Annotated in this window: 25 protein-coding genes and 1 other RNA gene; 9 read left to right on the forward strand and 17 right to left on the reverse strand. The window is 43.6% G+C overall.

Annotated elements, in window-relative coordinates:
- Nucleotides 1-2: 2 nt before the first annotated feature.
- The 12 genes from acpS to Xets_RS05200 all read right to left on the reverse strand — a co-directional run bounded on the left by acpS (nt 3) and on the right by Xets_RS05200 (nt 10,500).
- A complete protein-coding gene (acpS, locus tag Xets_RS05145) occupies nt 3-383 on the reverse strand; it encodes a holo-ACP synthase (protein ID WP_187651259.1) in 381 nt (126 codons plus the stop codon).
- Nucleotides 383-1,114 carry a pyridoxine 5'-phosphate synthase gene (gene pdxJ, locus Xets_RS05150; RefSeq protein WP_187651260.1) on the reverse strand — a complete coding sequence of 244 codons (732 nt, stop codon included), beginning with the start codon at nt 1,112-1,114 and terminating at the stop codon, nt 383-385. The genes acpS and pdxJ overlap by 1 nt, the downstream gene beginning before the upstream one ends.
- Nucleotides 1,115-1,182: 68 nt before the next feature.
- Nucleotides 1,183-1,920 carry a DNA repair protein RecO gene (recO, locus tag Xets_RS05155; RefSeq protein ID WP_187651261.1) on the reverse strand — a complete coding sequence of 246 codons (738 nt, stop codon included), beginning with the start codon at nt 1,918-1,920 and terminating at the stop codon, nt 1,183-1,185.
- Nucleotides 1,921-1,929: 9 nt separating this feature from the next.
- Nucleotides 1,930-2,835 carry a GTPase Era gene (gene era / locus Xets_RS05160; RefSeq protein ID WP_099132129.1) on the reverse strand — a complete coding sequence of 302 codons (906 nt, stop codon included), beginning with the start codon at nt 2,833-2,835 and terminating at the stop codon, nt 1,930-1,932.
- Entirely contained in the window at nt 2,832-3,512 is a 681-nt protein-coding gene (gene rnc, locus Xets_RS05165; protein ID WP_099132130.1) for a ribonuclease III, read from the reverse strand. Before rnc ends, era begins: the two co-directional genes overlap by 4 nt.
- 228 nt (nt 3,513-3,740) lie before the next feature.
- The gene (lepB, locus tag Xets_RS05170; RefSeq protein ID WP_099132131.1) at nt 3,741-4,712 is read right to left on the reverse strand and encodes a signal peptidase I; all 972 of its coding nucleotides are present in this window, start codon (nt 4,710-4,712) and stop codon (nt 3,741-3,743) included.
- Nucleotides 4,713-4,734: 22 nt separating this feature from the next.
- A complete protein-coding gene (gene lepA / locus Xets_RS05175; protein ID WP_099132132.1) occupies nt 4,735-6,531 on the reverse strand; it encodes a translation elongation factor 4 in 1,797 nt (598 codons plus the stop codon).
- Between the two features lie 229 nt (nt 6,532-6,760).
- Nucleotides 6,761-7,225: a SoxR-reducing system protein RseC gene (rseC, locus tag Xets_RS05180; protein WP_187651262.1), complete on the reverse strand. Its 465-nt coding sequence runs from the start codon at nt 7,223-7,225 to the stop codon at nt 6,761-6,763.
- Nucleotides 7,225-8,184, reverse strand: a complete 960-nt coding sequence (gene rseB / locus Xets_RS05185; RefSeq protein ID WP_187651263.1) for a sigma-E factor regulatory protein RseB — start codon at nt 8,182-8,184, stop codon at nt 7,225-7,227. The genes rseC and rseB overlap by 1 nt, the downstream gene beginning before the upstream one ends.
- Nucleotides 8,184-8,831 carry an anti-sigma-E factor RseA gene (gene rseA, locus Xets_RS05190; RefSeq protein ID WP_099132156.1) on the reverse strand — a complete coding sequence of 216 codons (648 nt, stop codon included), beginning with the start codon at nt 8,829-8,831 and terminating at the stop codon, nt 8,184-8,186. The genes rseB and rseA overlap by 1 nt, the downstream gene beginning before the upstream one ends.
- A 46-nt stretch (nt 8,832-8,877) precedes the next feature.
- Entirely contained in the window at nt 8,878-9,453 is a 576-nt protein-coding gene (rpoE, locus tag Xets_RS05195) for an RNA polymerase sigma factor RpoE (protein WP_099132135.1), read from the reverse strand.
- 279 nt (nt 9,454-9,732) lie between these two features.
- Nucleotides 9,733-10,500, reverse strand: a complete 768-nt coding sequence (locus Xets_RS05200; RefSeq protein ID WP_099132136.1) for a tRNA1(Val) (adenine(37)-N6)-methyltransferase — start codon at nt 10,498-10,500, stop codon at nt 9,733-9,735.
- 143 nt (nt 10,501-10,643) lie between these two features.
- Between Xets_RS05200 and srmB the strand changes: the two genes are divergently transcribed.
- Nucleotides 10,644-11,984 (forward strand): ATP-dependent RNA helicase SrmB, encoded by a 1,341-nt coding sequence (gene srmB / locus Xets_RS05205; RefSeq protein ID WP_187651283.1) that lies wholly within the window; start codon nt 10,644-10,646, stop codon nt 11,982-11,984.
- Nucleotides 11,985-12,060: 76 nt separating this feature from the next.
- Here the strand turns inward: srmB and Xets_RS05210 are convergent, their stop codons facing one another.
- Together Xets_RS05210 and grcA are read right to left on the reverse strand one after the other, a co-directional pair.
- Entirely contained in the window at nt 12,061-13,104 is a 1,044-nt protein-coding gene (locus Xets_RS05210; RefSeq protein ID WP_244208824.1) for a phospholipase, read from the reverse strand.
- 184 nt (nt 13,105-13,288) lie between these two features.
- A complete protein-coding gene (gene grcA / locus Xets_RS05215) occupies nt 13,289-13,672 on the reverse strand; it encodes an autonomous glycyl radical cofactor GrcA (RefSeq protein WP_099132138.1) in 384 nt (127 codons plus the stop codon).
- A gap of 335 nt (nt 13,673-14,007) precedes the next feature.
- Between grcA and ung the strand changes: the two genes are divergently transcribed.
- Nucleotides 14,008-14,688, forward strand: coding sequence for a uracil-DNA glycosylase (gene ung / locus Xets_RS05220; protein ID WP_099132139.1), 681 nt, complete (start codon nt 14,008-14,010; stop codon nt 14,686-14,688).
- Between the two features lie 66 nt (nt 14,689-14,754).
- Here ung and grpE read toward each other — a convergent pair whose 3' ends face one another.
- Nucleotides 14,755-15,336, reverse strand: a complete 582-nt coding sequence (gene grpE / locus Xets_RS05225) for a nucleotide exchange factor GrpE (RefSeq protein WP_099132140.1) — start codon at nt 15,334-15,336, stop codon at nt 14,755-14,757.
- Nucleotides 15,337-15,460: 124 nt separating this feature from the next.
- On the opposite strand from grpE, the gene nadK reads away from it, so the two are divergent.
- From nadK to bamE, 3 genes are all read left to right on the forward strand, one after another.
- Nucleotides 15,461-16,339 carry an NAD(+) kinase gene (gene nadK, locus Xets_RS05230; RefSeq protein ID WP_099132141.1) on the forward strand — a complete coding sequence of 293 codons (879 nt, stop codon included), beginning with the start codon at nt 15,461-15,463 and terminating at the stop codon, nt 16,337-16,339.
- Between the two features lie 132 nt (nt 16,340-16,471).
- Nucleotides 16,472-18,145 (forward strand): DNA repair protein RecN, encoded by a 1,674-nt coding sequence (recN, locus tag Xets_RS05235; RefSeq protein WP_099132142.1) that lies wholly within the window; start codon nt 16,472-16,474, stop codon nt 18,143-18,145.
- A 112-nt stretch (nt 18,146-18,257) separates the two neighbouring features.
- On the forward strand, nt 18,258-18,602 hold the full coding sequence (gene bamE, locus Xets_RS05240; protein ID WP_099132143.1) for an outer membrane protein assembly factor BamE: 345 nt from the start codon (nt 18,258-18,260) through the stop codon (nt 18,600-18,602).
- Nucleotides 18,603-18,653: 51 nt separating this feature from the next.
- Here bamE and Xets_RS05245 read toward each other — a convergent pair whose 3' ends face one another.
- The gene (locus Xets_RS05245) at nt 18,654-18,947 is read right to left on the reverse strand and encodes an RnfH family protein (RefSeq protein WP_099132144.1); all 294 of its coding nucleotides are present in this window, start codon (nt 18,945-18,947) and stop codon (nt 18,654-18,656) included.
- A complete protein-coding gene (locus Xets_RS05250) occupies nt 18,940-19,374 on the reverse strand; it encodes a type II toxin-antitoxin system RatA family toxin (RefSeq protein ID WP_208638605.1) in 435 nt (144 codons plus the stop codon). The genes Xets_RS05245 and Xets_RS05250 overlap by 8 nt, the downstream gene beginning before the upstream one ends.
- A 157-nt stretch (nt 19,375-19,531) precedes the next feature.
- Between Xets_RS05250 and smpB the strand changes: the two genes are divergently transcribed.
- The 4 genes from smpB to Xets_RS05270 all read left to right on the forward strand — a co-directional run bounded on the left by smpB (nt 19,532) and on the right by Xets_RS05270 (nt 22,971).
- A complete protein-coding gene (smpB, locus tag Xets_RS05255; RefSeq protein ID WP_047768254.1) occupies nt 19,532-20,014 on the forward strand; it encodes an SsrA-binding protein SmpB in 483 nt (160 codons plus the stop codon).
- Between the two features lie 50 nt (nt 20,015-20,064).
- Nucleotides 20,065-20,428, forward strand: a transfer-messenger RNA (tmRNA) gene (gene ssrA, locus Xets_RS05260).
- 514 nt (nt 20,429-20,942) lie between these two features.
- Nucleotides 20,943-22,226, forward strand: a complete 1,284-nt coding sequence (locus tag Xets_RS05265) for an integrase domain-containing protein (protein ID WP_187651264.1) — start codon at nt 20,943-20,945, stop codon at nt 22,224-22,226.
- Complete coding sequence (locus Xets_RS05270) at nt 22,216-22,971, forward strand: hypothetical protein (protein WP_187651265.1); 756 nt, start codon at nt 22,216-22,218, stop codon at nt 22,969-22,971. The genes Xets_RS05265 and Xets_RS05270 overlap by 11 nt, the downstream gene beginning before the upstream one ends.
- The last annotated feature ends 4 nt before the right edge of the window (nt 22,972-22,975 follow it).

The raw sequence follows: 22,975 nt of genomic DNA on the forward strand, positions 1-22,975 counted from the left end.
ATTTAATTTTCCAATATCACCGTCGCACAGGCATAACGCCGTTCATCTGCTAGTGTGACATGCATGGATTTTACCCTCAGTTTGTTAGCCAGCACTTCGGCCTCTCCATGAAGTTTTAACGTTGGTTTTCCCAGTGGATCATTAATCACTTCAAATTGATTAAAGGCCAGTCCATTACGGATACCTGTTCCAAAAGCTTTAGCTGCCGCTTCCTTGACAGCAAACCGTTTTGCCAGGAAGCGGACAGGCTGGTTATGTTGTTGATATTGCCGCCATTCCCCATCACTCAGAACACGCCTTGCCAGACGTTCACCTGAACGTCCGACAATTTCTTCAATGCGGGATATTTCAACAATATCTGTGCCTAATCCAAGAATGGCCATTAACGGCGTGCTTCCCGCAATAAAGTTTTCATATCCGCAACAGCCGCAGGTAAGCCACTGAATACAGCACGGCCAATAATGGCATGCCCTATATTCAATTCATAAATTTCAGGTAAGGCTGCAATACGCTGCACATTGTGATAGGTCAAGCCGTGACCTGCATTGACTTTAAGCCCTTTAGCGGCTGCGTAAGTTGCGGCCTCTTTGATACGCTGAAATTCTTTTTCCTGCTGTATCTCATTCCCTGCATCTGCATACGCACCCGTGTGAATTTCAATAAATGGCGCTCCAACTTCGACAGCAGCATCAATTTGTTGATGATCCGCATCAATGAACAAAGACACTAAAATCCCCGCTTCTGATAAAGCCTTAACAGCCACAGCAATGTGCTCTTTTTGCCCAAACACATCCAATCCACCTTCGGTTGTGACCTCCTGACGCTTTTCAGGTACTAAACAACAGAAAGCAGGTTTGATTTGGCAAGCAATCCTCACCATCTCATCTGTGACCGCCATTTCAAGGTTCATACGGGTTTGGATTGTATTTTTTAATAATTGGACATCTCTGTCAGTAATATGGCGTCGATCTTCACGGAGGTGAACCGTTATACCCTCTGCACCCGCTTGCTCTGCAACAAATGCTGCCTGAACGGGATCAGGATATTGTGTCCCGCGGGCATTACGTAAGGTTGCAATGTGATCAATGTTGATACCTAACAATACCTCAGCCATTTTTAGCTCCTGCAATAACATAAGATTCAGTAAAGTCTACACTCTTCATTATGAAAAAGTGGCTTACTTTAGTTTTCATTTTTCTTGTCGGGATTATCAGTTTTTTTACGTACGAATTGACGAAATAGCTCACGGCTTTTTAACGGTTTCCCCCCCAGATAAGGTTTCAAGGCAATGCGAGTAAAACGCTTTGCCGCTTTCAAGGTCACCTGATCGGGAAATTCGCTATTTGCCAACGCCTTGAGTTCATAACCTGTAAAACTGTAATGATCCACAACCAAACTGGCGATAAACCCTTTTTCTTCACGATAATGGTAAGTCATGGTATCCGATACAGGTTCACCACTTCCTGCACAGTGAAGATAATCTACTCCGTATCCCATATTGGTTAGTAGCGCTAATTCAAAACGACGCAATGCACATTCTGGTGTGTGTTCACTCGCTGCAATCGCTTGCAAACATTGGAGGTAATCAAAAAAAAGCGAGGGATATGCCGTTCCTTGCTCAAGGAGTTTGGACAAGAGTTCATTCACATACAAGCCGCTGTAGAGCACACTTCCCGTTAAGGGGAGAGCCAATGAGATAGGCTCTGCGTCTCTTAATGTCTTGATTTCACCCCGCCCACTCCAACGAATAAGCAGCGGGGTGAAAGGTTGCAAGCAACCTTTTAGATTGGAGCGACGGCTGCGTGCCCCTTTCGCTAAAACACGTACCCGCCCTTCATTTTCAGTAAAAAAATCCAGCAATAAACTGGTTTCACTGTAAGGGCGCCCGTGAAGCACAAAGGCTCTCTGCCAGCCGTCCACAAATCAGCCTTATAAGTCGTCGACGTAACCGAGGCTACGCAGCGCCCGTTCGTCATCAGCCCAACCGGATTTCACTTTTACCCACAATTCCAAGTGAACTTTCATGTCAAACAGCTTTTCCATATCTTGACGGGCTTCTATACCAATCTTCTTGATTTTACTGCCTTTATTACCAATCACCATTTTCTTCTGGCCATCACGCTCTACCAGAATCAAACCGTGGATTGTATAGCCTCCACGCTCATTGGTAACAAATTGCTCAATTTCCACTGTCACGGAATAGGGGAGTTCATCACCCAAAAAACGCATCAGTTTTTCACGGATGATTTCTGACGCCATAAAACGCTGTGAGCGATCAGTAATGTAATCTTCAGGGAAGTGATGATCCGCCTGTGGTATATGATCACGCACTATGTTGGCAATAGTATCAACATTCATGCCTTTTTCAGCACTAATCGGCACAACATCGATAAAATTCATCTGTTGGCTAAGAAAACCGATATGTGGCAGAAGAATGGTTTTATCCGTCACATTGTCCACTTTATTGATAGCCAGTAAGACAGGACAACGCAAATGACGTAACTTATTTACCACCATTTCATCATCGGGTGTCCAGTGCGTACCTTCCACAACAAAAATAACCAGTTCGACATCACCAATGGAGCTGCTCGCCGCACGGTTCATCAGGCGGTTGATCGCCCGCTTTTCTTCAATATGAAGGCCCGGTGTATCAACATAGATGGTTTGGTAAGCCCCTTCCGTATGAATCCCCATGATGCGATGCCGCGTCGTTTGAGGTTTACGGGAAGTGATGGATACTTTTTGGCCCAATAACTGATTCAATAATGTTGACTTACCAACATTGGGCCGACCGACTATTGCAACGAATCCGCAATAGTTTTTTTCTTCGCTCATTCAAGCTCCAGTTGTTTTAATGCTTGTTCCGCAGCCGCCTGCTCTGCCTTGCGGCGACTGGAACCGACTCCTCTGACAGGTTGTTCAAATCCACTGACCTGACAGTGAATTGTAAATTCCTGATCGTGGGCTTCCCCACGAACTTGAACAACCAGATATGTAGGCAACGGCAGATGACGCCCTTGCAAATATTCTTGTAAACGTGTTTTAGGATCTTTTTGCTTATCGCCCGGGCTAATTTCATTCAAACGGGTTTCATACCAATTCAGGATAATCTTTTCGACCGTCTGAATATCGCTATCAAGAAAAATAGCGCCGATTAAGGCTTCAATGCTATCCGCTAAAATGGATTCGCGACGATGTCCTCCACTCTTTAACTCACCCGGCCCCAAACGCAGACATTCACCTAAATCGAATTCCCTGGCTAGCTCCGCCAGAGTATTACCACGAACCAATGTTGCCCGCATGCGGCTCATGTCCCCTTCATCAACACGGGGAAAACGATGGTAAAGGGCATTAGCAATGACAAAACTCAGAATTGAGTCACCTAGAAATTCCAAACGTTCATTATGCTTACTGCTGGCACTGCGGTGAGTCAATGCTTGAAGCAACAAATCGTGCTGTTTAAAGCTATATCCTAGCTTATGTTGTAACCGGTTCGTTATTATGGGATTCATGTGCTACCAATTCAGTTAGAATTCATCAAATAAAAAGCACACGCAACAGACCTGTGAGGCAATACCAACCAGCAATTTACCTTGGGAACATTTTTTGCGGTATGCCTTACAAAACTGTTGCGTTTGCACTAGCTCCCAACGTATTCATTCTCTTCAGGAGCCAGTCATCTCGTTTGAAAGAATATTCTACACTGGGAGATAAATTAATGCTGCGCTAATATATAAATATTAGTGAATTCCACCAATTCGACTGAAACGCACGCCAGTAGGCCATTCACCTTCCTGTTTTTCAAAGCTCATCCAAATGGCGGTTGCACGACCTACCAGATTTTTCTCCGGTACAAATCCCCATGAACGACTATCATCACTATTGTCACGGTTATCACCCATGGCAAAATATTGCCCCTTAGGAACAACCCAAGTCCCCATAGGCAAGCCTTCTTGAGAGAAACCCGGGAAACGCTGTATGACAGGAATAGTCAAAATATGGTGTGACACATTACCTAACGTTTCAACTCTTTCGTCCTGGCGAAAAGCGTATGGCCCTACTGGTTCATCAACAGGAACTTGATAAACACCACTTATACGAACGCCTTCTGGTGTCACCTCTTCTTTTATTGTCCATTCACTTGGGAACACATTCCGATAAGTAACAGGTAAATTACCCTTACATTCCGTATTCCAACCACAGCCAGGGTAAACCTGAAGCTCTTTATTGACGTAATCGTAAACGATCTTATCTCCAGGCAAGCCAATAATTCGTTTTACAAAATCTATGCTTGGGTTCTTCGGATATTTGAAAACTGCAATATCTCCACGCTTAGGCTCGCCTGTTTTAATTAAGGTTGTTTGCGTAATTGGATCTTTTAAACCATAAGCAAATTTTTCAACCAGAATGAAATCCCCGATCAACAATGTCGGCATCATTGAACCAGAAGGGATCTGAAAAGGTTCATAAACGAAAGAGCGCAGAACCAACACAATGGCTAACACTGGAAAGACAGATGCAAGTGTTTCAACCCATGAAGGTTTGTTAAGTCCTTTAGCCAAAGCTTCCTGAGCTTCTGCTCCTGTCGCCTGTTCCTGAATATGAGCAAGTTTTTTCTTACGTTCAGGTGCGAACTTAAATCGCTCTATGCACCAGAGAATACCGGTGATTAACGTTGCTAACGTTAATATCAAGGCAAAAGTGTTAGCCATTTGAACTCCTTACGACCTTGTGTTAATTATCTTTGCCAACATGCAGAATTGCTAAGAAGGCTTCCTGCGGCAGTTCAACATTACCGACCTGCTTCATGCGTTTTTTACCTTCTTTCTGTTTCTGCAATAGCTTTTTCTTACGGCTGACGTCACCACCATAACATTTCGCCAATACGTTTTTACGTAATTGCTTAACGGTAGAACGCGCAATAATGTGAGTTCCTATGGCAGCCTGAATGGCAATGTCAAATTGCTGGCGTGGGATCAGCTCTTTCATTTTTTCCACCAGCTCACGTCCACGGTACTGGGAATTGTCACGGTGAGTAATCAACGCCAGGGCATCAACACGCTCACCGTTAATCAAGACATCCACACGAACCATGTCTGAGTCCTGGAAGCGGATAAAATTGTAATCCAGCGAGGCGTAACCACGGGATGTTGATTTCAAGCGATCAAAGAAATCCAGAACCACTTCAGCCATTGGAATTTCATAAGTCAGCGCAACCTGATTACCGTGATAAACCATATTTGTCTGCACACCGCGTTTTTCCACGCAAAGTGTAATAACGTTACCAAGGTACTCTTTCGGCAACAACATGTGACATTCTGCAATCGGTTCACGCAGTTCCTCAATATTGTTTAATGGCGGCAACTTGGATGGACTATCAACATAGATAATATCACCACTGGTTGTCTCAACTTCATAAACAACTGTTGGAGCCGTTGTGATCAAATCGAGATCATATTCACGTTCCAGGCGTTCCTGAATGATTTCCATATGCAGCAAGCCGAGGAAGCCACAGCGGAAACCGAAGCCCAACGCAGTCGAACTTTCTGGTTCGTAGAATAATGACGCATCATTTAAGCTCAGTTTGCCCAACGCATCACGGAATGCTTCATAGTCATCAGAACTTACCGGGAACAGACCAGCATAAACTTGCGGTTTGACCTTTTTAAAACCAGGCAGGGCTTTTTCCGCAGGCTGACGGGCCGTTGTCAGTGTATCCCCAACTGGTGCCCCCAGAATATCTTTGATGGCACAGACCAACCAGCCTACTTCACCACAATTCAATACATCACGATCAATACGTTTCGGTGTGAAAATCCCCAATCGGTCAGCGTTGTATACCTGTCCGGTGCTCATTACCTTAATTTTGTCACCTTTACGCAACGTACCGTTTTTAATACGGACAAGTGAAACAACACCAAGGTAATTATCAAACCATGAGTCAATAATCAGGGCCTGTAATGGAGCATCAGGATCGCCTTCTGGTGACGGTATCTCTTTCACCAGACGTTCAATGACATCCTGTACGCCCACCCCCGTTTTTGCAGAACAACGAACAGCATTTGTTGCATCAATACCCACAATGTCTTCGATTTCTTCAGCGACACGCTCTGGTTCAGCCGCAGGGAGGTCAATTTTGTTCAGAACCGGAACAACTTCCAGATCCATTTCAATGGCGGTATAACAGTTGGCCAATGTCTGGGCTTCAACCCCCTGACCTGCATCAACAACCAACAATGCACCTTCACAAGCAGCCAGTGAGCGGGAAACTTCGTAAGAGAAGTCAACATGCCCTGGCGTATCGATAAAGTTTAATTGGTAGACTTGCCCGTCATTCGCCTTGTAATCAAGGGTTACACTTTGTGCTTTGATCGTGATCCCACGTTCACGTTCAAGATCCATTGAATCCAGTACTTGTGCTGCCATTTCGCGATCAGACAAACCACCACAGATTTGAATAATCCGGTCAGAGAGCGTGGACTTACCGTGGTCAATGTGGGCGATAATGGAGAAATTTCTTATTTGCTTCATTATTAAATCTTTTTTGCCTTAATATTTCTGAATCATTCGCCTATGGACACATTGATGGACATAAAGCGACAGTTTATTGGTTCGGCCACTGGCCTGAGGAGCTGTATTCTACATGCCAAGCCCGTGAAAACCAAACCCGTGAAAATTTCGCCATGCCTGTCGTTTTCAATATGACTCAGTCGTTTTCAGTAATGATAAATTAAAGTTGAAACTCGTAGGGTAAAACAGATTATTCTTGCTGTAGAACCTTAATCGAATCAGGAGGTAAACCAATTTGTAACACAACAGGCTGGTACGCTTGCAAATTATCCCAATACGCAGCAATCTGACGAGCAATGAAGAAACCAGCAATCCCACCACCAATCCCTCCTAAACAGATCCATAATTGACCAGTCGTCCAAAATTGGAAAATCACTGCCCCCAAAAACAAACCCAACAATGGTGTCAAATAAACTAGCATAGCTGAGCGTAGCAGGCTGCTTTCAGGAATGCCTACTTCAACCTTTTGACCCGGTTGGAGTGGTTGAGAAATTTCCAGTTCCAACTGATGGATGCTTTCTGGCCCTATCTTTTCCAGTAAATAAGAACCACAGGCTGTTTTGGTTTGGCAGCTACCACAGCCTGAAGATGAGCCATAACGTAATAATGCCCGGCCTTTGTGCCAACGGACAACAGTTGCCCACTCTTTAACCATCAGTTTTCTCCCGTAAATGTCACACTTGCTGCAATTTGTTCGGCTGTTGCGAAAGGCAGCTCACCAATGACTGTTATGCTGTTTTTGCCTTTGACCAAAGTATAAACCGTTCTTCTGCCTTGTCGAAATGGTTGTTCATCAACAACCTTTTTATCTGAGTTCACAACATTTACAGAAAAATTAAACAATCCATCGTTATACATGATGGATTCTAACCATTCGGTCTCTGATAGCTTCCGGCTGTTACGTGAAATTTCTTTGAAGCCGTCAGGCATTTTTCCAACCAGCCAATTGAATTTCAATTTATCAGCAGGAGGAATGAGTAACATAGGCGGTAATTTCAAATCAGTAATCATATTCAATTCCATTTTAATATAGTCATTCACAGTTGATGACACGACACGGAATTGCTCAATGACTGTTTTATTATCTTTATCTAATAGGTCAATCAGCAGAGGGATATGACTTTTCTCATCAATCAGAAGGTTATAGTTATAGCGGGATTTATCTTTCGATATGATGCGTACAAAACTCACAGGATGATCGCCAACATTCGTGCTGCCTGCATCAATAAGACGATAAAATTTTTGCAATTGGGCAAAATCAGCAAAGATGATCGGTGGAAGATAATCGATAATATGAGAACCACGGATACTAAATGAGTCTAATCCAGGTTCGTAATAGCTGATTTGGTCACCGCGCTGGATAATTTCTCTACGTGAGCCATCCATTTGGATGATTTGAGCAATAACCTGCCCATCAATAATGGCATGACGGTAACGCAAGGGGATGAGAAATTGCTGCTCTAAAATGATGAAGCCAAGCTCATAATCCAGCGTTTGCACTGCCTTACTCATATCCACTAACAAAGCCTCAGCGTTGCTTTGTTGCGCTGAGGCCTTTAGAGGATTTATCAGGCTACTCGCCAATAAAAAAACGACACCCCAAATACGTTTCATCACTGTTGTTGTGACTGTTGGGGCGCTTGCTCTTCAGGAACCTGATTAGCCTGAGTGACACCATAATTTTTTTCAAAGTGAATGCGCCGGGCGAGTTCATATTGCTGCAACATCGCATCAATTCGTTTATTGCTTTCTCGCACTTGCATACTCAAATCACCACCGAAAGTTTCTTCTTCAGCAGGGGTTGCTAAGCCAACTGTTGAGGCTGTTCCCATCACAGGCAATGTGTTAAAAGCTGGCGCCTCAAATTGGTTATCTGTTTCAACACTGCTATTACTATTATACTGCTGGACACCGATAATCACGGTCAGCGATACACAGGCCGCAACACCAATTTGTGCAATTTGACTCTTCCAGACGCGAATTTTATGCCAGAATGGCATGTTAGCCCATATTTCAGGTTTTGGCTGAGATTCCAGAACAACCGCTGAATTAATATGAATGGGTTCTTTTTCAAGCGCCAACGCGACTTGACTTGCAATATCCAAATGCAATACATCCCCCACATCGCCACGCAGCACATCACGCACCAGGTGATAGCGTTCCCACTGTTTCTGCATGACCGCATCTTCAGAGACCAAATGAACTACTTCACTATCAAGAGCTTCTCCATCCATTAATGCGGAAAGTTTTTCTCTTTGCATGCCAAAGTACCCTTCAATATTGTTTTGTCCCACTGTTTTCCACTATTTATTGTTGGATAAGTGGTTGAACTTTATTATCAATTGCTTCCCTTGCCCGAAAAATTCGTGAGCGCACGGTGCCTACAGGACATTCCATGATGTCGGCTATCTCTTCATAGCTCAATCCATCCAACTCCCTCAACGTGATCGCTATCCTCAAATCTTCTGGAAGCGATTCAATAGTGCGGAAAACCACTTCCTTTAATTCTTCAGACAACATTAAGTTCTCAGGGTTCGAAATTTCTTTTAATGAACTTGACGTATCATAATTTTCTGCATCGTTGGCATCCAGATCATTGGATGGTGGACGGCGCCCCTGAGCAACCAAATAATTTTTCGCAGTATTAACGGCAATACGGTACAGCCATGTATAAAATGCACTATCACCCCGGAAAGAAGAAAGTGCCCGATAAGTCTTAATGAAAACCTCCTGAGCAACATCGGGAACGTCGCTTTGAGGTACGTAACGAGCAATCAGGCTCGCTACTTTATGCTGGTATCTCATCACCAGCAAATTAAATGCCTTTTGGTCGCCCTTCTGGACGCGTTCAATCAGCATTTGATCCGTTAACTGCTCGCTCATCCGAGGTTCACTCTCCTGAGGTAAAACTCCACATTTATACTTAAATTAAACCAATATGATGTTCTGATTTCCCGAACAAGCATGACTTTGAGTATCAGTTCACTGTGAAGTTCAACTTTAGTTGTAATTTTGATTACAACCACCTGTTATTTTCGTATTGCACTTTTCTAAATCATAGCCGCTATTTCACAGGACACGCGATTTTAAACTGAGAAAAAGAAAACCTTTGTTTTATTATACCGAAAAATCCAATTTGCCATCTCAATAGTGCTAACATCATCAATAATAAAGATAAAAATCTGTTATTAACTGACGAAAGTCGTCTGAATATGTGTCATCAGAGGAACGAATCGTTAATTCACTCACCTGGATGTCCTGTTCTTGCCGTGACAATCCCAGTAATAGACGATGCAACGGCTTATCTTGCCTGTCACGAATATTGACGCGGAAATGGGTAAACCATCCCAAATCTGACGCCATTTTTTCAAATTGTTCACCAATTTCATAAGGGAGTACCAGGCAAAATAACCCTGTCGGCGTAATCAATGCCCCTACACACGCCAATAACCCCTGATGCGTCAATGACTCCGTATAGCGAGCCTGATTGCGAGCTTCATTTCGACATGCAATAGCCGGCTCAAAGTAAGGAGGATTACTAACAATCAAATCGTATTGAAAGTTAATTTTCCGCAATTCATTTTGTTGCACATGTTGTCGCACGAAATCATGAATATCCTGCTGATATACCCTAATACGGGAAGGCCACGGTGATTGCTGTACATTATCCACTGCCTGCATTGCAGCAAAGCCATCCAGCTCCACCGCATCAATAACGGTATCTTCGTTTGTACGTTGGGCTATCATCAACGCAATCAAACCACTGCCACATCCAATATCCAGACATCTTTTCCTGTTATATACTGGCGCCCAGGTTCCCAACAACACACCATCCGTTCCGACTTTCATCGCACATTTATCATGTCCAACAAAAAACTGTTTAAATGTAAAACCACCGCGGCGAAAAACGGGTTTCTGTATCGATGCCATGACCTATATCTGCTGAAATTAGAATTTGTCATAGCATAAATCTTATGGCCGACGGATAAAAGCAACCTACTTATTAGATGCTTTTATAGGATGAAGAATGCGCCTAACCTGTTTATAATCGGCGCCCCAAACAGAGGTATATGATGACTGCGACAAATTTTTCCGAATTCGAACTTGATGAATCCCTGCTTGAAGCACTGAACGACAAAGGCTACGAACGCCCGACCGCCATTCAGGCAACAGCCATTCCTGCGGCTATGGACGGCCGTGATGTATTAGGCTCAGCGCCAACAGGTACCGGTAAGACCGCTGCTTACCTACTGCCAGTACTGCAACATTTACTGGATTTTCCTCGCAAAAAATCGGGGCCTCCACGTATCCTGATTTTGACGCCAACCCGTGAACTGGCAATGCAGGTTGCAGAACAGGCAAAAGAACTGGCGGCCCATACACATTTGGACATCGCCACAATCACTGGTGGTGTTGCCTATATGAATCACGCGGAAGTATTCAGTGAGAATCAGGATATTGTTGTCGCAACGACAGGGCGTCTGTTGCAATACATCAAAGAAGAAAATTTCGACTGCCGTGCAGTGGAAACGCTGATCCTTGATGAAGCTGATCGCATGTTGGATATGGGATTCGCCAACGATGTCGAAACGATTGCAGGTGAAACCCGCTGGCGTAAACAAACGTTGTTATTCTCCGCAACCCTGGAAGGGGAATCCATCCGTGATTTTGCCGAGCGCCTGTTAACTGATCCTGTTGAGATCGATGCCGAACCTTCTCGCCGTGAGCGCAAGAAAATTCAGCAATTTTACTATCGGGCTGATTCGTTAGAACATAAAACAGCTGTGCTGTGTCACCTTCTCCAGCAACCTGAAGTGACGAAATCTATTGTTTTCGTGCGCAAACGAGAGCGTGTCCGCGAACTTGTCGATTGGCTGAACCAGGCGGGCATTCAAGCGGGTTTCCTTGAAGGTGAAATGGTGCAAGCCAAGCGTACCGATGCCGTAAAACGCTTGAATGATGGTAAAGTCAAAGTCCTGGTCGCAACCGACGTTGCTTCCCGTGGATTGGATATCGAGGATGTCAGCCACGTTTTTAACTTCGATTTGCCTCGTACCGCGGATGTTTACTTGCATCGTATTGGTCGTACTGCTCGCGCAGGTCGTAAAGGAACAGCCATTGCTCTGGTTGAAGCACACGATCACCCACTTTTGGGCAAAATCAGCCGTTACCTCAGCGAACCTTTGAAAATACGAGTAGTTGATGAGCTTCGCCCACAAACCAAAGCGCCAAGCGATAAAAAGGGCTATAAACCATCCAAAAAAGTGTTAGCAAAACGCAAAGAGAAGAAGAAAACAGACGAAACGAAGAAAAACCGTGTGAAAGTTCGTCATCGCGACAAAAAAAATATCGGTAAACGTCGTGCTGTTTCTAGTAATCCTAGACCAGAATTAACTGAATCTAGCAACGATTAACTAATAACCAATTGTAGAATATGGGCGAAGCCATACAATGAATTCGCCCATGTTTCAGCAGACTGAGCGCTAAATATTACACAGCATAATGCTGCTCACTTTGCTGCGATGTCATATCTGTATCTGTAACATCCGTGGACGCCAACATGGTATTGCTATTATTCAACCAAGGCTTTTGCTCCGCCATCAATTCGAGGACAGCTTCCAAAAAATGCGCCTTAAAAGTATGGAAGCCATATCGATTAGGCAACACAACATCCCATATGCTCTCCAATTCATATTCATATTTAAGCTCTATTCCGTGCCCCATCGGTTGACGAATTGGCAATGTTTTTTGTAAGTTCCCCAGCCAATCATGCTGGACGGTATAATGGCGAATCAAGCCACTGTCAGCCAATTCACGAGCGACTTCGGGTGATACCCCCATATGTTTCAATGTAGCGTCAGAAACACTAACAGAATTATAAATAACTGCTGGTTTTCCAGTTGCCAATGCAGCCACGGTTGCTAATCCTCCTCCCAATGAATGCCCGGTGAAAATGACATTTTCACCAAATACTTCTAACGCCTTATGTGCCAATTCCACGGCTTGATTATATTGCTTTTCATTGTAACCAAGCCCTTGACGAATACTTACCATAAAATCCTTTAATTCATTCGATCCTGTGAAAGAGACAATATATAAGCCTTTATTATGGTATACACCGGCCTGAAATCCTGTTGAATAATCATTCAGAGTGTCAGGATCAATGCCCAATTTTGATAAGTCCTCATCAGACAGGCGCACATAATCACCAATTCCTAAACTACTTTGTCGATAAACATCACGGGTAACCAGCGTCAAGGTATAATCAACCAGTTTAGATTGTTTTCCCGCAATATCATTGGCTTTCAATTCAGGGGCTGCCATCGCACTGGCATTTAAGTTATTAACCAATGATTGATAGAGCGCATTAGCCTGCTTGGTATTTTCTGAAAGTGAAATGCTCGGGGAAGAAATGTGATCAACTTTGTCAGGTGGTGACTGAGCTGAAGAATTAGATTGAGGTTGTAGCGCATTTTCTTGTGATGAATAGATCCCTAGGCCACTGAAAAAATCGGTATTAACTGATAAAATCATAAAATTCCCCTACAGATTATTTAAATTTGGTGGTTTAAAAGCCCAAACTCTCTATCGGCAGAATTTTTAACAATATTAAAACAAATTTAATCTTTAATTAACAAAATAAATTCACATAATAAAAACATGGAAATAAAAAAGGGAGTATCACTTCTCCCTTTAGAGGTTTTGCTTGATACAAGAATTACAAGCTTTCTGTAAAAGTACGCGCAATAACATCACGTTGCTGTTCTGGAGTCAGTGAGTTAAAACGTACAGCATAACCAGATACACGAATAGTGAGTTGAGGATACTTTTCGGGGTGTTTTACTGCATCTTCCAACGTTTCGCGGCGCAGTACATTAATATTCAGATGTTGCCCGCCTTCTACACGTACAGCCGGCTTAACCTCCAGCGGGATCTCGCGATATTCAAATTGCCCCAACTCCTCTTTGGCAACAATCTGGCCTTCATCGTAATCTGTTTTGGCACAGATGCAACGCGCTTCATTTTTTTCATCATCCAACAGCCAAAAAGAATTCATCAATGCAGCGTTATCAGATTGGGTAATTTGAATCCCAGTAATCATTTATACCTCCAACATCATCAACTTAGTTATTCAGTCAAACCATAATTTAATCAACCATCGTTCCTGATTTCCTGTATACCAGTACAAATGAGAAGATTCTTTGATTGTAATCAACTAATTTCATAAGGTTATTGATAATAAATTCATAACTTTATGTTTTAAATCATCTTTTACAACAGGATTGAATGAAATTATTTTCATGTTTTTTCAAAAAAATTTATAAAAATAGATTTTCATCCTGAGAATTAAGCTCAGATTGGGATCTGAGGGTTTCCCTATCCCAAGGGAATCGGTAAGCTTAAGTCATCTGATAATCATTTAGAAAGGGATTGGCTATGTCCGCACCTCTCACATGGCACGATGTCATCGGCAATGAAAAGAAACAGCCTTATTTTGTTGATACATTGGCTTATGTTGCCAATGAACGTCAGGCTGGAAAAACCATTTATCCGCCTCAAACAGATGTTTTTAACGCATTCCGCTATACCGAATTGGCTGATGTAAAAGTCGTGATTTTAGGACAAGATCCTTACCACGGCCCGAATCAGGCCCACGGTTTGGCTTTCTCTGTACAGCCGGGTATTCCTGCACCGCCTTCTCTCGTCAATATGTACAAAGAACTGGAATCGGACATTGCTGGATTTACTCGCCCAAATCACGGTTGCTTGATAAGCTGGGCAAAACAGGGAATATTATTGCTCAATACCGTACTCACCGTTGAGCGCGGTAACGCACATTCTCATGCTCATTTGGGCTGGGAAACGTTCACTGACAAAGTTATTGCAGCAATCAATGAACATCGCAACGGAGTCATTTTCTTGCTTTGGGGATCTCATGCCCAGAAAAAAGGCCATTTCATTGATATCCGACGCCATCATGTATTAAAAGCCCCTCATCCTTCACCTTTGTCTGCCCATCGTGGTTTCTTAGGTTGTAAACATTTTTCACAGGCCAACAACTTATTGGAATCACAAGGGTTATCTCCAATAGATTGGGAACCTCAATTGCCCCAATAACCGATCTCTGCCTACAAAAATGCCGCCTTTCTAATGGCGGCATTGCATCACGAGAGACCGTAACCTTTATTTAGAAACAGCAACCATTGCAGGACGCAATAGACGACCATTCAAGGTATAACCTTTCTGCATCACCAACATAACCTGATTAGGTTCATGCTGATCTGATTCCATCATGGTCATCGCCTGATGCACTTCTGGATTGAAAGGCACATTGGTGTCACAGACCACTTCAACGCCAAACTTACCCACTGAATCGATAAAAGATTTCAGAGTCAGTTCAATACCTTCAATCATTGGCAATAGCGCTTCATTGGTACGATCAGCCGCATCTAATGCACGTTCCAGATTGTCGATGACCGGCAGAAGTTCATTGACGAATTTTTCCAATGCAAATTTATGTGCTTTTTCTACATCCTGCTCAGTACGACGGCGAATGTTTTCGATTTCAGCACGTGCACGCAACAAAGCATCACGTTCATTAGCCTGAGCCTGTTTCAGTTGTTCTTCCAACTCAGCAACACGCGGATCAACAACGTTTTCAGTCTCTGGCGCATCTGCCTGTTCCGCATTTATTTGTTGCTCTAATACATTTTCTGTATTTTCTGCGACTTGCCCGTCAGGTACTTTTTGGTCTTTACTACTCATGAATATCTCCGCGTATTTTGTATTATCTTCGCCATTTGAGCTTATTATGGGGATCAAAACGCGGGATTCAAGGGAACAATCATTATTGTGAGGGCAAAACCATATGCTGAAGGAAATAACAGCAATGAATAATGAATTCAAATGCATCGGTATTGTCGGTCGTCCACGTCACCCGGAAGCGCTGGCTACCCACGAAATGCTGTATCACTGGCTGGTATCTAAAGGTTATTGTGTCATTGTGGATAGACAGGTTGCGAAAGACATTAATTTAAAAGGTGCTCAGACTGGAGGATTGACAGAAATTGGTAAAACTGCCGATCTTGTGATTGTTGTCGGTGGTGATGGCAATATGCTCGGTGCAACCAGAGTATTATCACGTTATAACATCAAAGTCATTGGTATCAACCGAGGCAATTTGGGCTTTTTAACGGATTTAGATCCCGATAATGCTTTACAGCAACTATCCGAAGTCTTAGATGGCAAATATCGAGACGAAAAACGTTTTCTGCTTGAGGCACAAGTGACAAAAACCGGGCATAAATCCCGCCGTAGTACTGCATTAAATGAAGTCGTACTACATCCAGGAAAAGTTGCCCACATGATTGAATTCGAAGTATATATTGATGAACGTTTTGCTTTTTCTCAACGTTCAGACGGCTTAATCATAGCAACACCCACTGGCTCTACGGCCTATTCACTGTCTGCCGGAGGGCCTATATTAACCCCAAACTTAGATGCTATCGTGCTAGTGCCGATGTTTCCACATACGCTTTCGGCACGCCCTCTCGTTATCAGCAGCGAAAGCAGCATTCGCCTGAAATTTGCCCAAAATAGCAATGACTACGAAGTCAGTTGTGACAGCCAGATCGTCCTGCCAATCCAAGATAGTGAAGAAGTAATCATCAAACGCAGTGACTATAATCTGCACTTAATTCACCCAAAAGATTACAACTACTTCAATACACTGAGCACGAAACTGGGTTGGTCGAAAAAAATGTTCTAAAAACGAACTCACCTACTTTACTGTATAAAAAACCAGTTTATACTGTATGGAAGCACAGACATGTTTTTATGCACAGGAACATGTTCTTATACAGTAACGTGTTTATATACAGTAAAAAGAAGGAGGAGCACGATGCTGACTCAATTAACCATCAGTAACTTTGCTATCGTTCGCGAACTTGAAATTGATTTCCGCCCAGGGATGACAGCAATCACAGGTGAAACCGGAGCTGGTAAATCCATCGCGATTGATGCATTAGGTTTATGTCTTGGCAATCGTGGCGAAGCTAACATGGTTCGCCCGGGTGCTCCGCGTACCGATCTTTGTGCCTGTTTTTCACTGGCTGATGCGCCTTCTGCCCGCAAATGGCTTATAGACCACCAGCTTGATGGAAGTTTTGATGATGACAATGAGTGCCTGCTGCGCCGTACAATTACCGCTGATGGGCGCTCTCGCGGTTTTATCAATGGCACTGCTGTACCACTTTCTCAATTACGTGAACTAGGTTCTCATCTAATTCAAATTCACGGGCAACATGCCCACCAATTGTTATTAGAAAATCGTCACCAAAGGCGCTTACTGGATATTTACACGGGCGATTTCGAACTTCAGCAAGAAATGAAACAGGCTTACCAGCAATGGCGCCAAAGCTGCCAGGCTCTCTCCCAATTCCAACAACAAGCTCTTGAACGTCGCTCACGTCAACAATTGCTGGAATATCACCTGAAAGAACTGGACGAATTGTCACCACAGCCAGGTAATTATCAAGAACAGGATAGTGAATACAAACGGCTAGCAAATTGCGGGCAATTTTTGTCTGTTAGCCAAAATATCCTCCAGATTTTAAGTGATAATGATGAGCAGAACATTGTCAGCCTCCTCAGCTATGCCCGTAGTGAACTGACAGAACTTGCCAGCATGGATCACAAACTCAGTGGCCTGCTTAACATGCTGGAAGAAGCTGCTATCCAAATCAATGAAGTTAGTGATGAGTTACGTCATTACAGTGACCAACTGGAACTGGACCCCAATCGTTTATTTGAACTGGAACAGAAAATATCCCAACAAATCAGCATGGCCCGTAAACACCATGTTGCGCCAGAAGAGTTACCTGCATTACATCAACAGTTGTTGGAAGAGCAATATCAGTTATCCCAGCAGGAAAATGATTGTGCGCATCTTAGTGAACTTGTCAGTTTGCATTACCAGCAAGCCCTGACTGTGGCAGAAAAATTGCACCATATTCGCCAGAAATATGCCGCAGAATTGGGCCAACTGATAACGAACAGTATGCACCAACTTTCTATGCCTCATGGCCGTTTTACCATTGATGTTGCCTTTGAAGCGGAGCATTTAAATATTGATGGAGCCAGCAAAGTTGAATTCAATGTCACAACTAACCCCGGCCAACCTCATCAACCATTAGCAAAAGTGGCATCAGGTGGTGAACTTTCCCGTATTGCACTGGCAATCCAGGTTATTACGGCGAAAAAAATGGAAACCCCTGCGCTGATTTTCGATGAAGTTGATGTAGGTATCAGCGGTCCAACAGCGGCAATTGTTGGGCGTTTGCTACGTGAATTGGGGGAATCGACCCAAGTTATGTGTGTCACCCACTTACCTCAAGTCGCAGGATGCGGGCATCAGCATTTTTATGTCAGCAAGCAAACAGACGGCGAAGAAACAGAAACTCAAATGCAGCTATTGGATAAAAAAGCACGACTTCAAGAACTCGCGCGGCTTTTGGCGGGGAGTGAAGTTACAAAAAATACTTTGGCTAACGCAAAAGAACTGTTAGCGGCATAAATTGAGACAACTTTCTTGTATAATTACAGTCATAGGTAAATGCGTAGAGGTTTTCAATCTCTTCAATGTTTATTATTATCGACGACCTAAATCCTAAAGGAATGTAATTACTATGCGCTGTAAATTATTGACTGCCGCTGCTGTATCACTTGTTATGCTGACTGCGGGTTGCTCCATGTTTGAGCGAATTGTTTATCGTCCTGATATTAATCAAGGGAACTACCTTACGCCGGCTGCGGTATCAAAAATCCATAAAGGAATGACTCAGCAGCAAGTTTCTTACACTTTGGGAACACCAATGCTGACCGATCCGTTTGGGAGTCAAACTTGGTATTACGTATTCCGCCAACAACCAGGCCACGGGAAAACAACTCAGGAAACCCTGACACTTACCTTTGATAGCCAAGGTGTGCTAACTGATATCAAGGATGAAAAATCACTGCCAGAGAATCAGTGAGATGTGTGTTTTATTTATTCGCCAGTAGAGAACCTGGCGAATAAATAGACATTATCGCGCATTGTTTTTCGCGCGCTCTGCTCGTTTACGGCGCATTTCTTTTGGATCAGCAACCAGAGGGCGATAAATTTCTACACGATCTCCCTCTTCCAGCTTATCAGTCAGTTTGGCAGGACGGCTATAAATACCAACTTTATTTTTAGCCAAATCGATATCATTACGTAATGTCAAAAGGCCGGACGTTACAATCGCCTGTTCGACGGTTGCTCCTTGCGGTACTTTCACATTACGCAGATATTGCCGTTCAGGCAGAGCATAAACGACTTCGATATTCATCTCAGACACTATACACCTCACGTGCACGTTGAGTAAAAGCCTGAACCATATTCCCAGCCAGCTCTTTAAATACCTTGCCAAAGGCCAATTCAATCAACTTGTTGGTAAATTCAAAATCGAGATGCAACTCAACCTTACAAGCATCTTCACTTAACGGAGTAAAATGCCACCCTCCCATCAACTTACGGAAAGGCCCATCAACAAGTTGCATACTGATGCGTTGATTATCAAATAGCGTATTGCGCGTTACGAACGTCTTACTGATCCCTGCTTTAGCAACCTCAACGGAAGCCGTCATTTCATTATTGCTACTGCTTAGTACACGGCTACCCACACATCCCGGTAAAAAATCCGGATAAGATGTCACATCGTTGACCAATTTATACATTTGTTCCACGCTGTAAGGCACTAGCGCAGAGCGACTAATCTGTGGCATATCATTTCCTGTAAAACATAACAGCGCTAAATAGTATCACTTAAACATGGTTAAATAAAAACCTGACGACATTTAGAACAATAAATACGCACTTATCGCTAAATATCATACAGAAGAGATTTCTTTCACTAACGCATACAGTATAATACAACGCATTATGACAAAGAAAAAAGCATACAAACCCGGTTCGGCAACAATTGCCATGAATAAGCGAGCCCGCCACGAATACTTCATTGAGGAAGAATTCGAAGCAGGCTTATCCCTACAAGGTTGGGAAGTTAAATCACTACGCGCTGGCAAGGCTAACATCAGTGAGAGTTATGTTTTGCTCAAAGATGGTGATGCTTATCTTTTTGGTGCCACGATTACGCCATTAAACGTTGCTTCTTCCCACGTAGTTTGTGATCCGACACGGTCACGCAAGCTACTACTTAACAAACGCGAGCTTGATTCACTGTATGGTCGAATCAATCGAGAAGGTTACACCATCGTCGCACTTTCCATGTATTGGAAAAATGCTTGGTGCAAAATCAAAATTGGCGTGGCAAAAGGTAAAAAAGCGCACGATAAGCGTTCAGACATCAAAGAACGTGAATGGAAATTAGACAAAGCGAGAATTATGAAGAATTCTGGGCGTTAATCACTGGCATTATCACTCAATATTCTGATATACTTGCTCTTAATACGCTTGGGGCTGATTCTGGATTCGACGGGATTCGCGAAACCCAAGGTGCATGCCGAGGGGCGGTTGGCCTCGTAAAAAGCCGCAAAACAATAGTCGCAAACGACGAAAACTACGCACTGGCAGCTTAATAACCTGCGCAGAGCCCTCTCTCCCTAGCCTCCGCTCTTAGGACGGGGATCAAGAGAGGTCAAACCCAAAAGAGATCGCGTGGATGCCCTGCCTGGGGTTGAAGCGTTAAATCCAATCAGGCTAGTTTGTTAGTGGCGTGTCTATCCGCAGCTGGCAAGCGAATGTAAAGATCAGACTAAGCATGTAGTACCAAGGATGTAGGAATTTCGGACGCGGGTTCAACTCCCGCCAGCTCCACCATTTTTGTATTCGGAAATCATCGGAATACACCGAAAACCCAAGAAAAAGCCCTAACTCATAATGAGTTAGGGCTTTTTTATTGCCCGTTAGTATTCGTTTAGTATCGTTATAACTCGATAGTTTTGGTAGTATGTTTGGTAGTAAGTCGGCTACACTACAAAAACACTTACTACCAAAACGTAAATACCCAAGTGTCCAAGAGAAACTCATATATATAGTTAAGTTTTTGCAAAAAAATGATGTCCCGCTGTCCCGAAACACTTAACAATATGATTTATAAATATTAAATGGCGGGACGAGCCTGTCCCATACATATTTTCTCACACGTCCCAAAACTTAAAAAATCACCATTAACTAATTGATTTAAATATAAAAATACAAAATGGACGCTTAGGCACTGAGGGACGCAGTACAAGGTTAAAGAGGTAAAAAGTGAGTAGTAACAGCCCAGCTACACCGATAAACGCTTACTACTACCCCATAGAACACTTACTACTACGGTTAGAGGTGCCCGATGCCTAAGAAGATAACGCCGCTTTCCCCTACAACGGTATCTAATGCCAAAGCCAAACTTGATAGCAAAACAGGTAAGCCCAAAGACACGATCTACCGTGACGGGGATAATTTAGAACTCCTCGTAAAAGCATCAGGCATTAAGCTCTGGTATTTCCGGTACTACAAGCCATTCACCCAAAAGCGCACGATGATTGCATTTGGTGAATACCCCTCTATTAAGCTGGCTGACGCTCGCCGACTCAAAGACGAAGCAAAAGCGATGCTGGCTAAAGATATTGATCCTGTTGATTGGCGTAAACAGCAAGCAGCGGCAATACAGGAAGAGAACAGCAACACCTTACGGAATATTGCTACCCGCTGGTTTGAAGTGAAGAAAACCACTGTCAGTGAAGATTACGCCAAAGATATCTGGCGCTCACTGGAAAAAGATATTTTCCCCAAACTCGGGGATGTACCGATATCAAGCCTCAAAGCACCTATGCTGGTGGAAGTGCTCAAGCCGATTGAAGCACGGGGCAATCTGGAAACGATTAAACGCCTGACGCAAAGAACGGTAGAGATCATCGACTATGCCATGAATTTAGGCGTTATTGATGCTAACCCTTTTACCACTGTCAGCAAGGCATTTCCTAAACCAAAGAAAAAACATAACCCTACCATTCGACCCGAAGAACTCCCCGGATTAATGCAAGCACTCTCCGTTGCACAGGTAGAACGGCAAACACGTTTGGTCATTGAGTGGCAGCTATTAACGGCTGTACGCCCGGGGGAAGCAGTAAAAGCGCGTTGGTCAGAAATAGACTTTGATAACAGGCTCTGGAATGTGCCCGCGGAAACGATGAAGATGGATCGCCCTCACACAGTACCTTTATGCCAACCGGCTTTAGACATTCTTGAAGTGATGAAGCCTATCAGCGGGCATAGAGAATTTGTCTTTCCTCATAGATCCACCCCAAATACCCATATGAGCAGCCAGACGGCAAATATGGCACTAAAGCGCATGGGATACCAAGATACCCTTACGGCTCATGGTATCCGCTCAATCATCAGCACAGCATTAAATGAGCAGGGCTTTATGCCCGATGCTATAGAAGCTGTGCTGGCTCACGGGGAAAAGAACTCTGTCCGTGCAGCGTATAACCGAGCCACTTATTTAGAACAACGCCGGGTTATGATGGATTGGTGGGGGCTATATGTAAAAGGCGCAGCAACGGGTGATTTAACGGTAGCTGGAAGTGTCAAAGGATTACGCATCGTAGGAAGTGATTACTATGTCGGATGATATTTTTATTCTTGAGAATGTAAACGCAGCACTCAAACATTACTCTATTGGTAATGGTATCGAAAACGGTTTATACCCCCACTCCCCGGCCTATTGGTGTGCTGAGCAAGTATCCAAATTAACCGATGATGAACGAAAAGAGGCACTGTTCAGGTTAAGTGTATGGGATTTGATTGATGTTGCTACTGTAACCATAAAAAAACTCTGTCAGTCTGGCAGTGATGCTTGGCACTATTCTATCGTCGAAACACTGGCAGACAGCAGTAAGAATGACTTACTGGTCAGCGCATGTGCTATATGGGGATGGGGGCTAACCATGGAGTCTGATAGTACCTCATATCACCTAGCGGCCTCTAATCTCGTCTTTGCGGTTTTGGCACAAGAGCAATATGACAGTGATACATTGAATGAATTTGAAAATCTGGACATCAAAAATGCCCGGCGGAAAGCGGGAAAGATCCGCAGTGAACAACGAGACGGTGCGCTTAAAGATCAATGCATAAAATGGGCAGAAGATATTACCAAAGCAAAAGACTACATCGTTGGTAAAGAAGAGCTAGCCGAATCAGTTTATGACAAATATGTTACTTTTATTATCGAGAACCCTAAAGGCACTGATAATTACACTCTCCTACACCCCATAGATAAACGTGGTACACACAGACCACAAATGGAAGATTACAGAACCATCTATAAATGGGTATCACACCTTACTCTGGGGAAACGGGCGAGGAAAAAGAAATAAGCCG

It is taken from the genome of Xenorhabdus sp. TS4 (genome assembly GCF_014467265.1).
GTDB classification, from domain to species: domain Bacteria; phylum Pseudomonadota; class Gammaproteobacteria; order Enterobacterales; family Enterobacteriaceae; genus Xenorhabdus; species Xenorhabdus ehlersii.

Coding starts and splice junctions, on each gene's coding strand:
- acpS (WP_187651259.1), bottom strand. CDS start 383: ATGGCCATTCTTGGATTAGGCACAGATATTGTTGAAATATCCCGCATT.
- pdxJ (WP_187651260.1), bottom strand. CDS start 1,114: ATGGCTGAGGTATTGTTAGGTATCAACATTGATCACATTGCAACCTTA.
- era (WP_099132129.1), bottom strand. CDS start 2,835: ATGAGCGAAGAAAAAAACTATTGCGGATTCGTTGCAATAGTCGGTCGG.
- rnc (WP_099132130.1), bottom strand. CDS start 3,512: ATGAATCCCATAATAACGAACCGGTTACAACATAAGCTAGGATATAGC.
- lepB (WP_099132131.1), bottom strand. CDS start 4,712: ATGGCTAACACTTTTGCCTTGATATTAACGTTAGCAACGTTAATCACC.
- lepA (WP_099132132.1), bottom strand. CDS start 6,531: ATGAAGCAAATAAGAAATTTCTCCATTATCGCCCACATTGACCACGGT.
- rseC (WP_187651262.1), bottom strand. CDS start 7,225: ATGGTTAAAGAGTGGGCAACTGTTGTCCGTTGGCACAAAGGCCGGGCA.
- rseB (WP_187651263.1), bottom strand. CDS start 8,184: ATGAAACGTATTTGGGGTGTCGTTTTTTTATTGGCGAGTAGCCTGATA.
- rseA (WP_099132156.1), bottom strand. CDS start 8,831: ATGCAAAGAGAAAAACTTTCCGCATTAATGGATGGAGAAGCTCTTGAT.
- rpoE (WP_099132135.1), bottom strand. CDS start 9,453: ATGAGCGAGCAGTTAACGGATCAAATGCTGATTGAACGCGTCCAGAAG.
- Xets_RS05200 (WP_099132136.1), bottom strand. CDS start 10,500: ATGGCATCGATACAGAAACCCGTTTTTCGCCGCGGTGGTTTTACATTT.
- srmB (WP_187651283.1), top strand. CDS start 10,644: ATGACTGCGACAAATTTTTCCGAATTCGAACTTGATGAATCCCTGCTT.
- Xets_RS05210 (WP_244208824.1), bottom strand. CDS start 13,104: ATGATTTTATCAGTTAATACCGATTTTTTCAGTGGCCTAGGGATCTAT.
- grcA (WP_099132138.1), bottom strand. CDS start 13,672: ATGATTACTGGGATTCAAATTACCCAATCTGATAACGCTGCATTGATG.
- ung (WP_099132139.1), top strand. CDS start 14,008: ATGTCCGCACCTCTCACATGGCACGATGTCATCGGCAATGAAAAGAAA.
- grpE (WP_099132140.1), bottom strand. CDS start 15,336: ATGAGTAGTAAAGACCAAAAAGTACCTGACGGGCAAGTCGCAGAAAAT.
- nadK (WP_099132141.1), top strand. CDS start 15,461: ATGAATAATGAATTCAAATGCATCGGTATTGTCGGTCGTCCACGTCAC.
- recN (WP_099132142.1), top strand. CDS start 16,472: ATGCTGACTCAATTAACCATCAGTAACTTTGCTATCGTTCGCGAACTT.
- bamE (WP_099132143.1), top strand. CDS start 18,258: ATGCGCTGTAAATTATTGACTGCCGCTGCTGTATCACTTGTTATGCTG.
- Xets_RS05250 (WP_208638605.1), bottom strand. CDS start 19,374: ATGCCACAGATTAGTCGCTCTGCGCTAGTGCCTTACAGCGTGGAACAA.
- smpB (WP_047768254.1), top strand. CDS start 19,532: ATGACAAAGAAAAAAGCATACAAACCCGGTTCGGCAACAATTGCCATG.
- Xets_RS05265 (WP_187651264.1), top strand. CDS start 20,943: ATGCCTAAGAAGATAACGCCGCTTTCCCCTACAACGGTATCTAATGCC.
- Xets_RS05270 (WP_187651265.1), top strand. CDS start 22,216: ATGTCGGATGATATTTTTATTCTTGAGAATGTAAACGCAGCACTCAAA.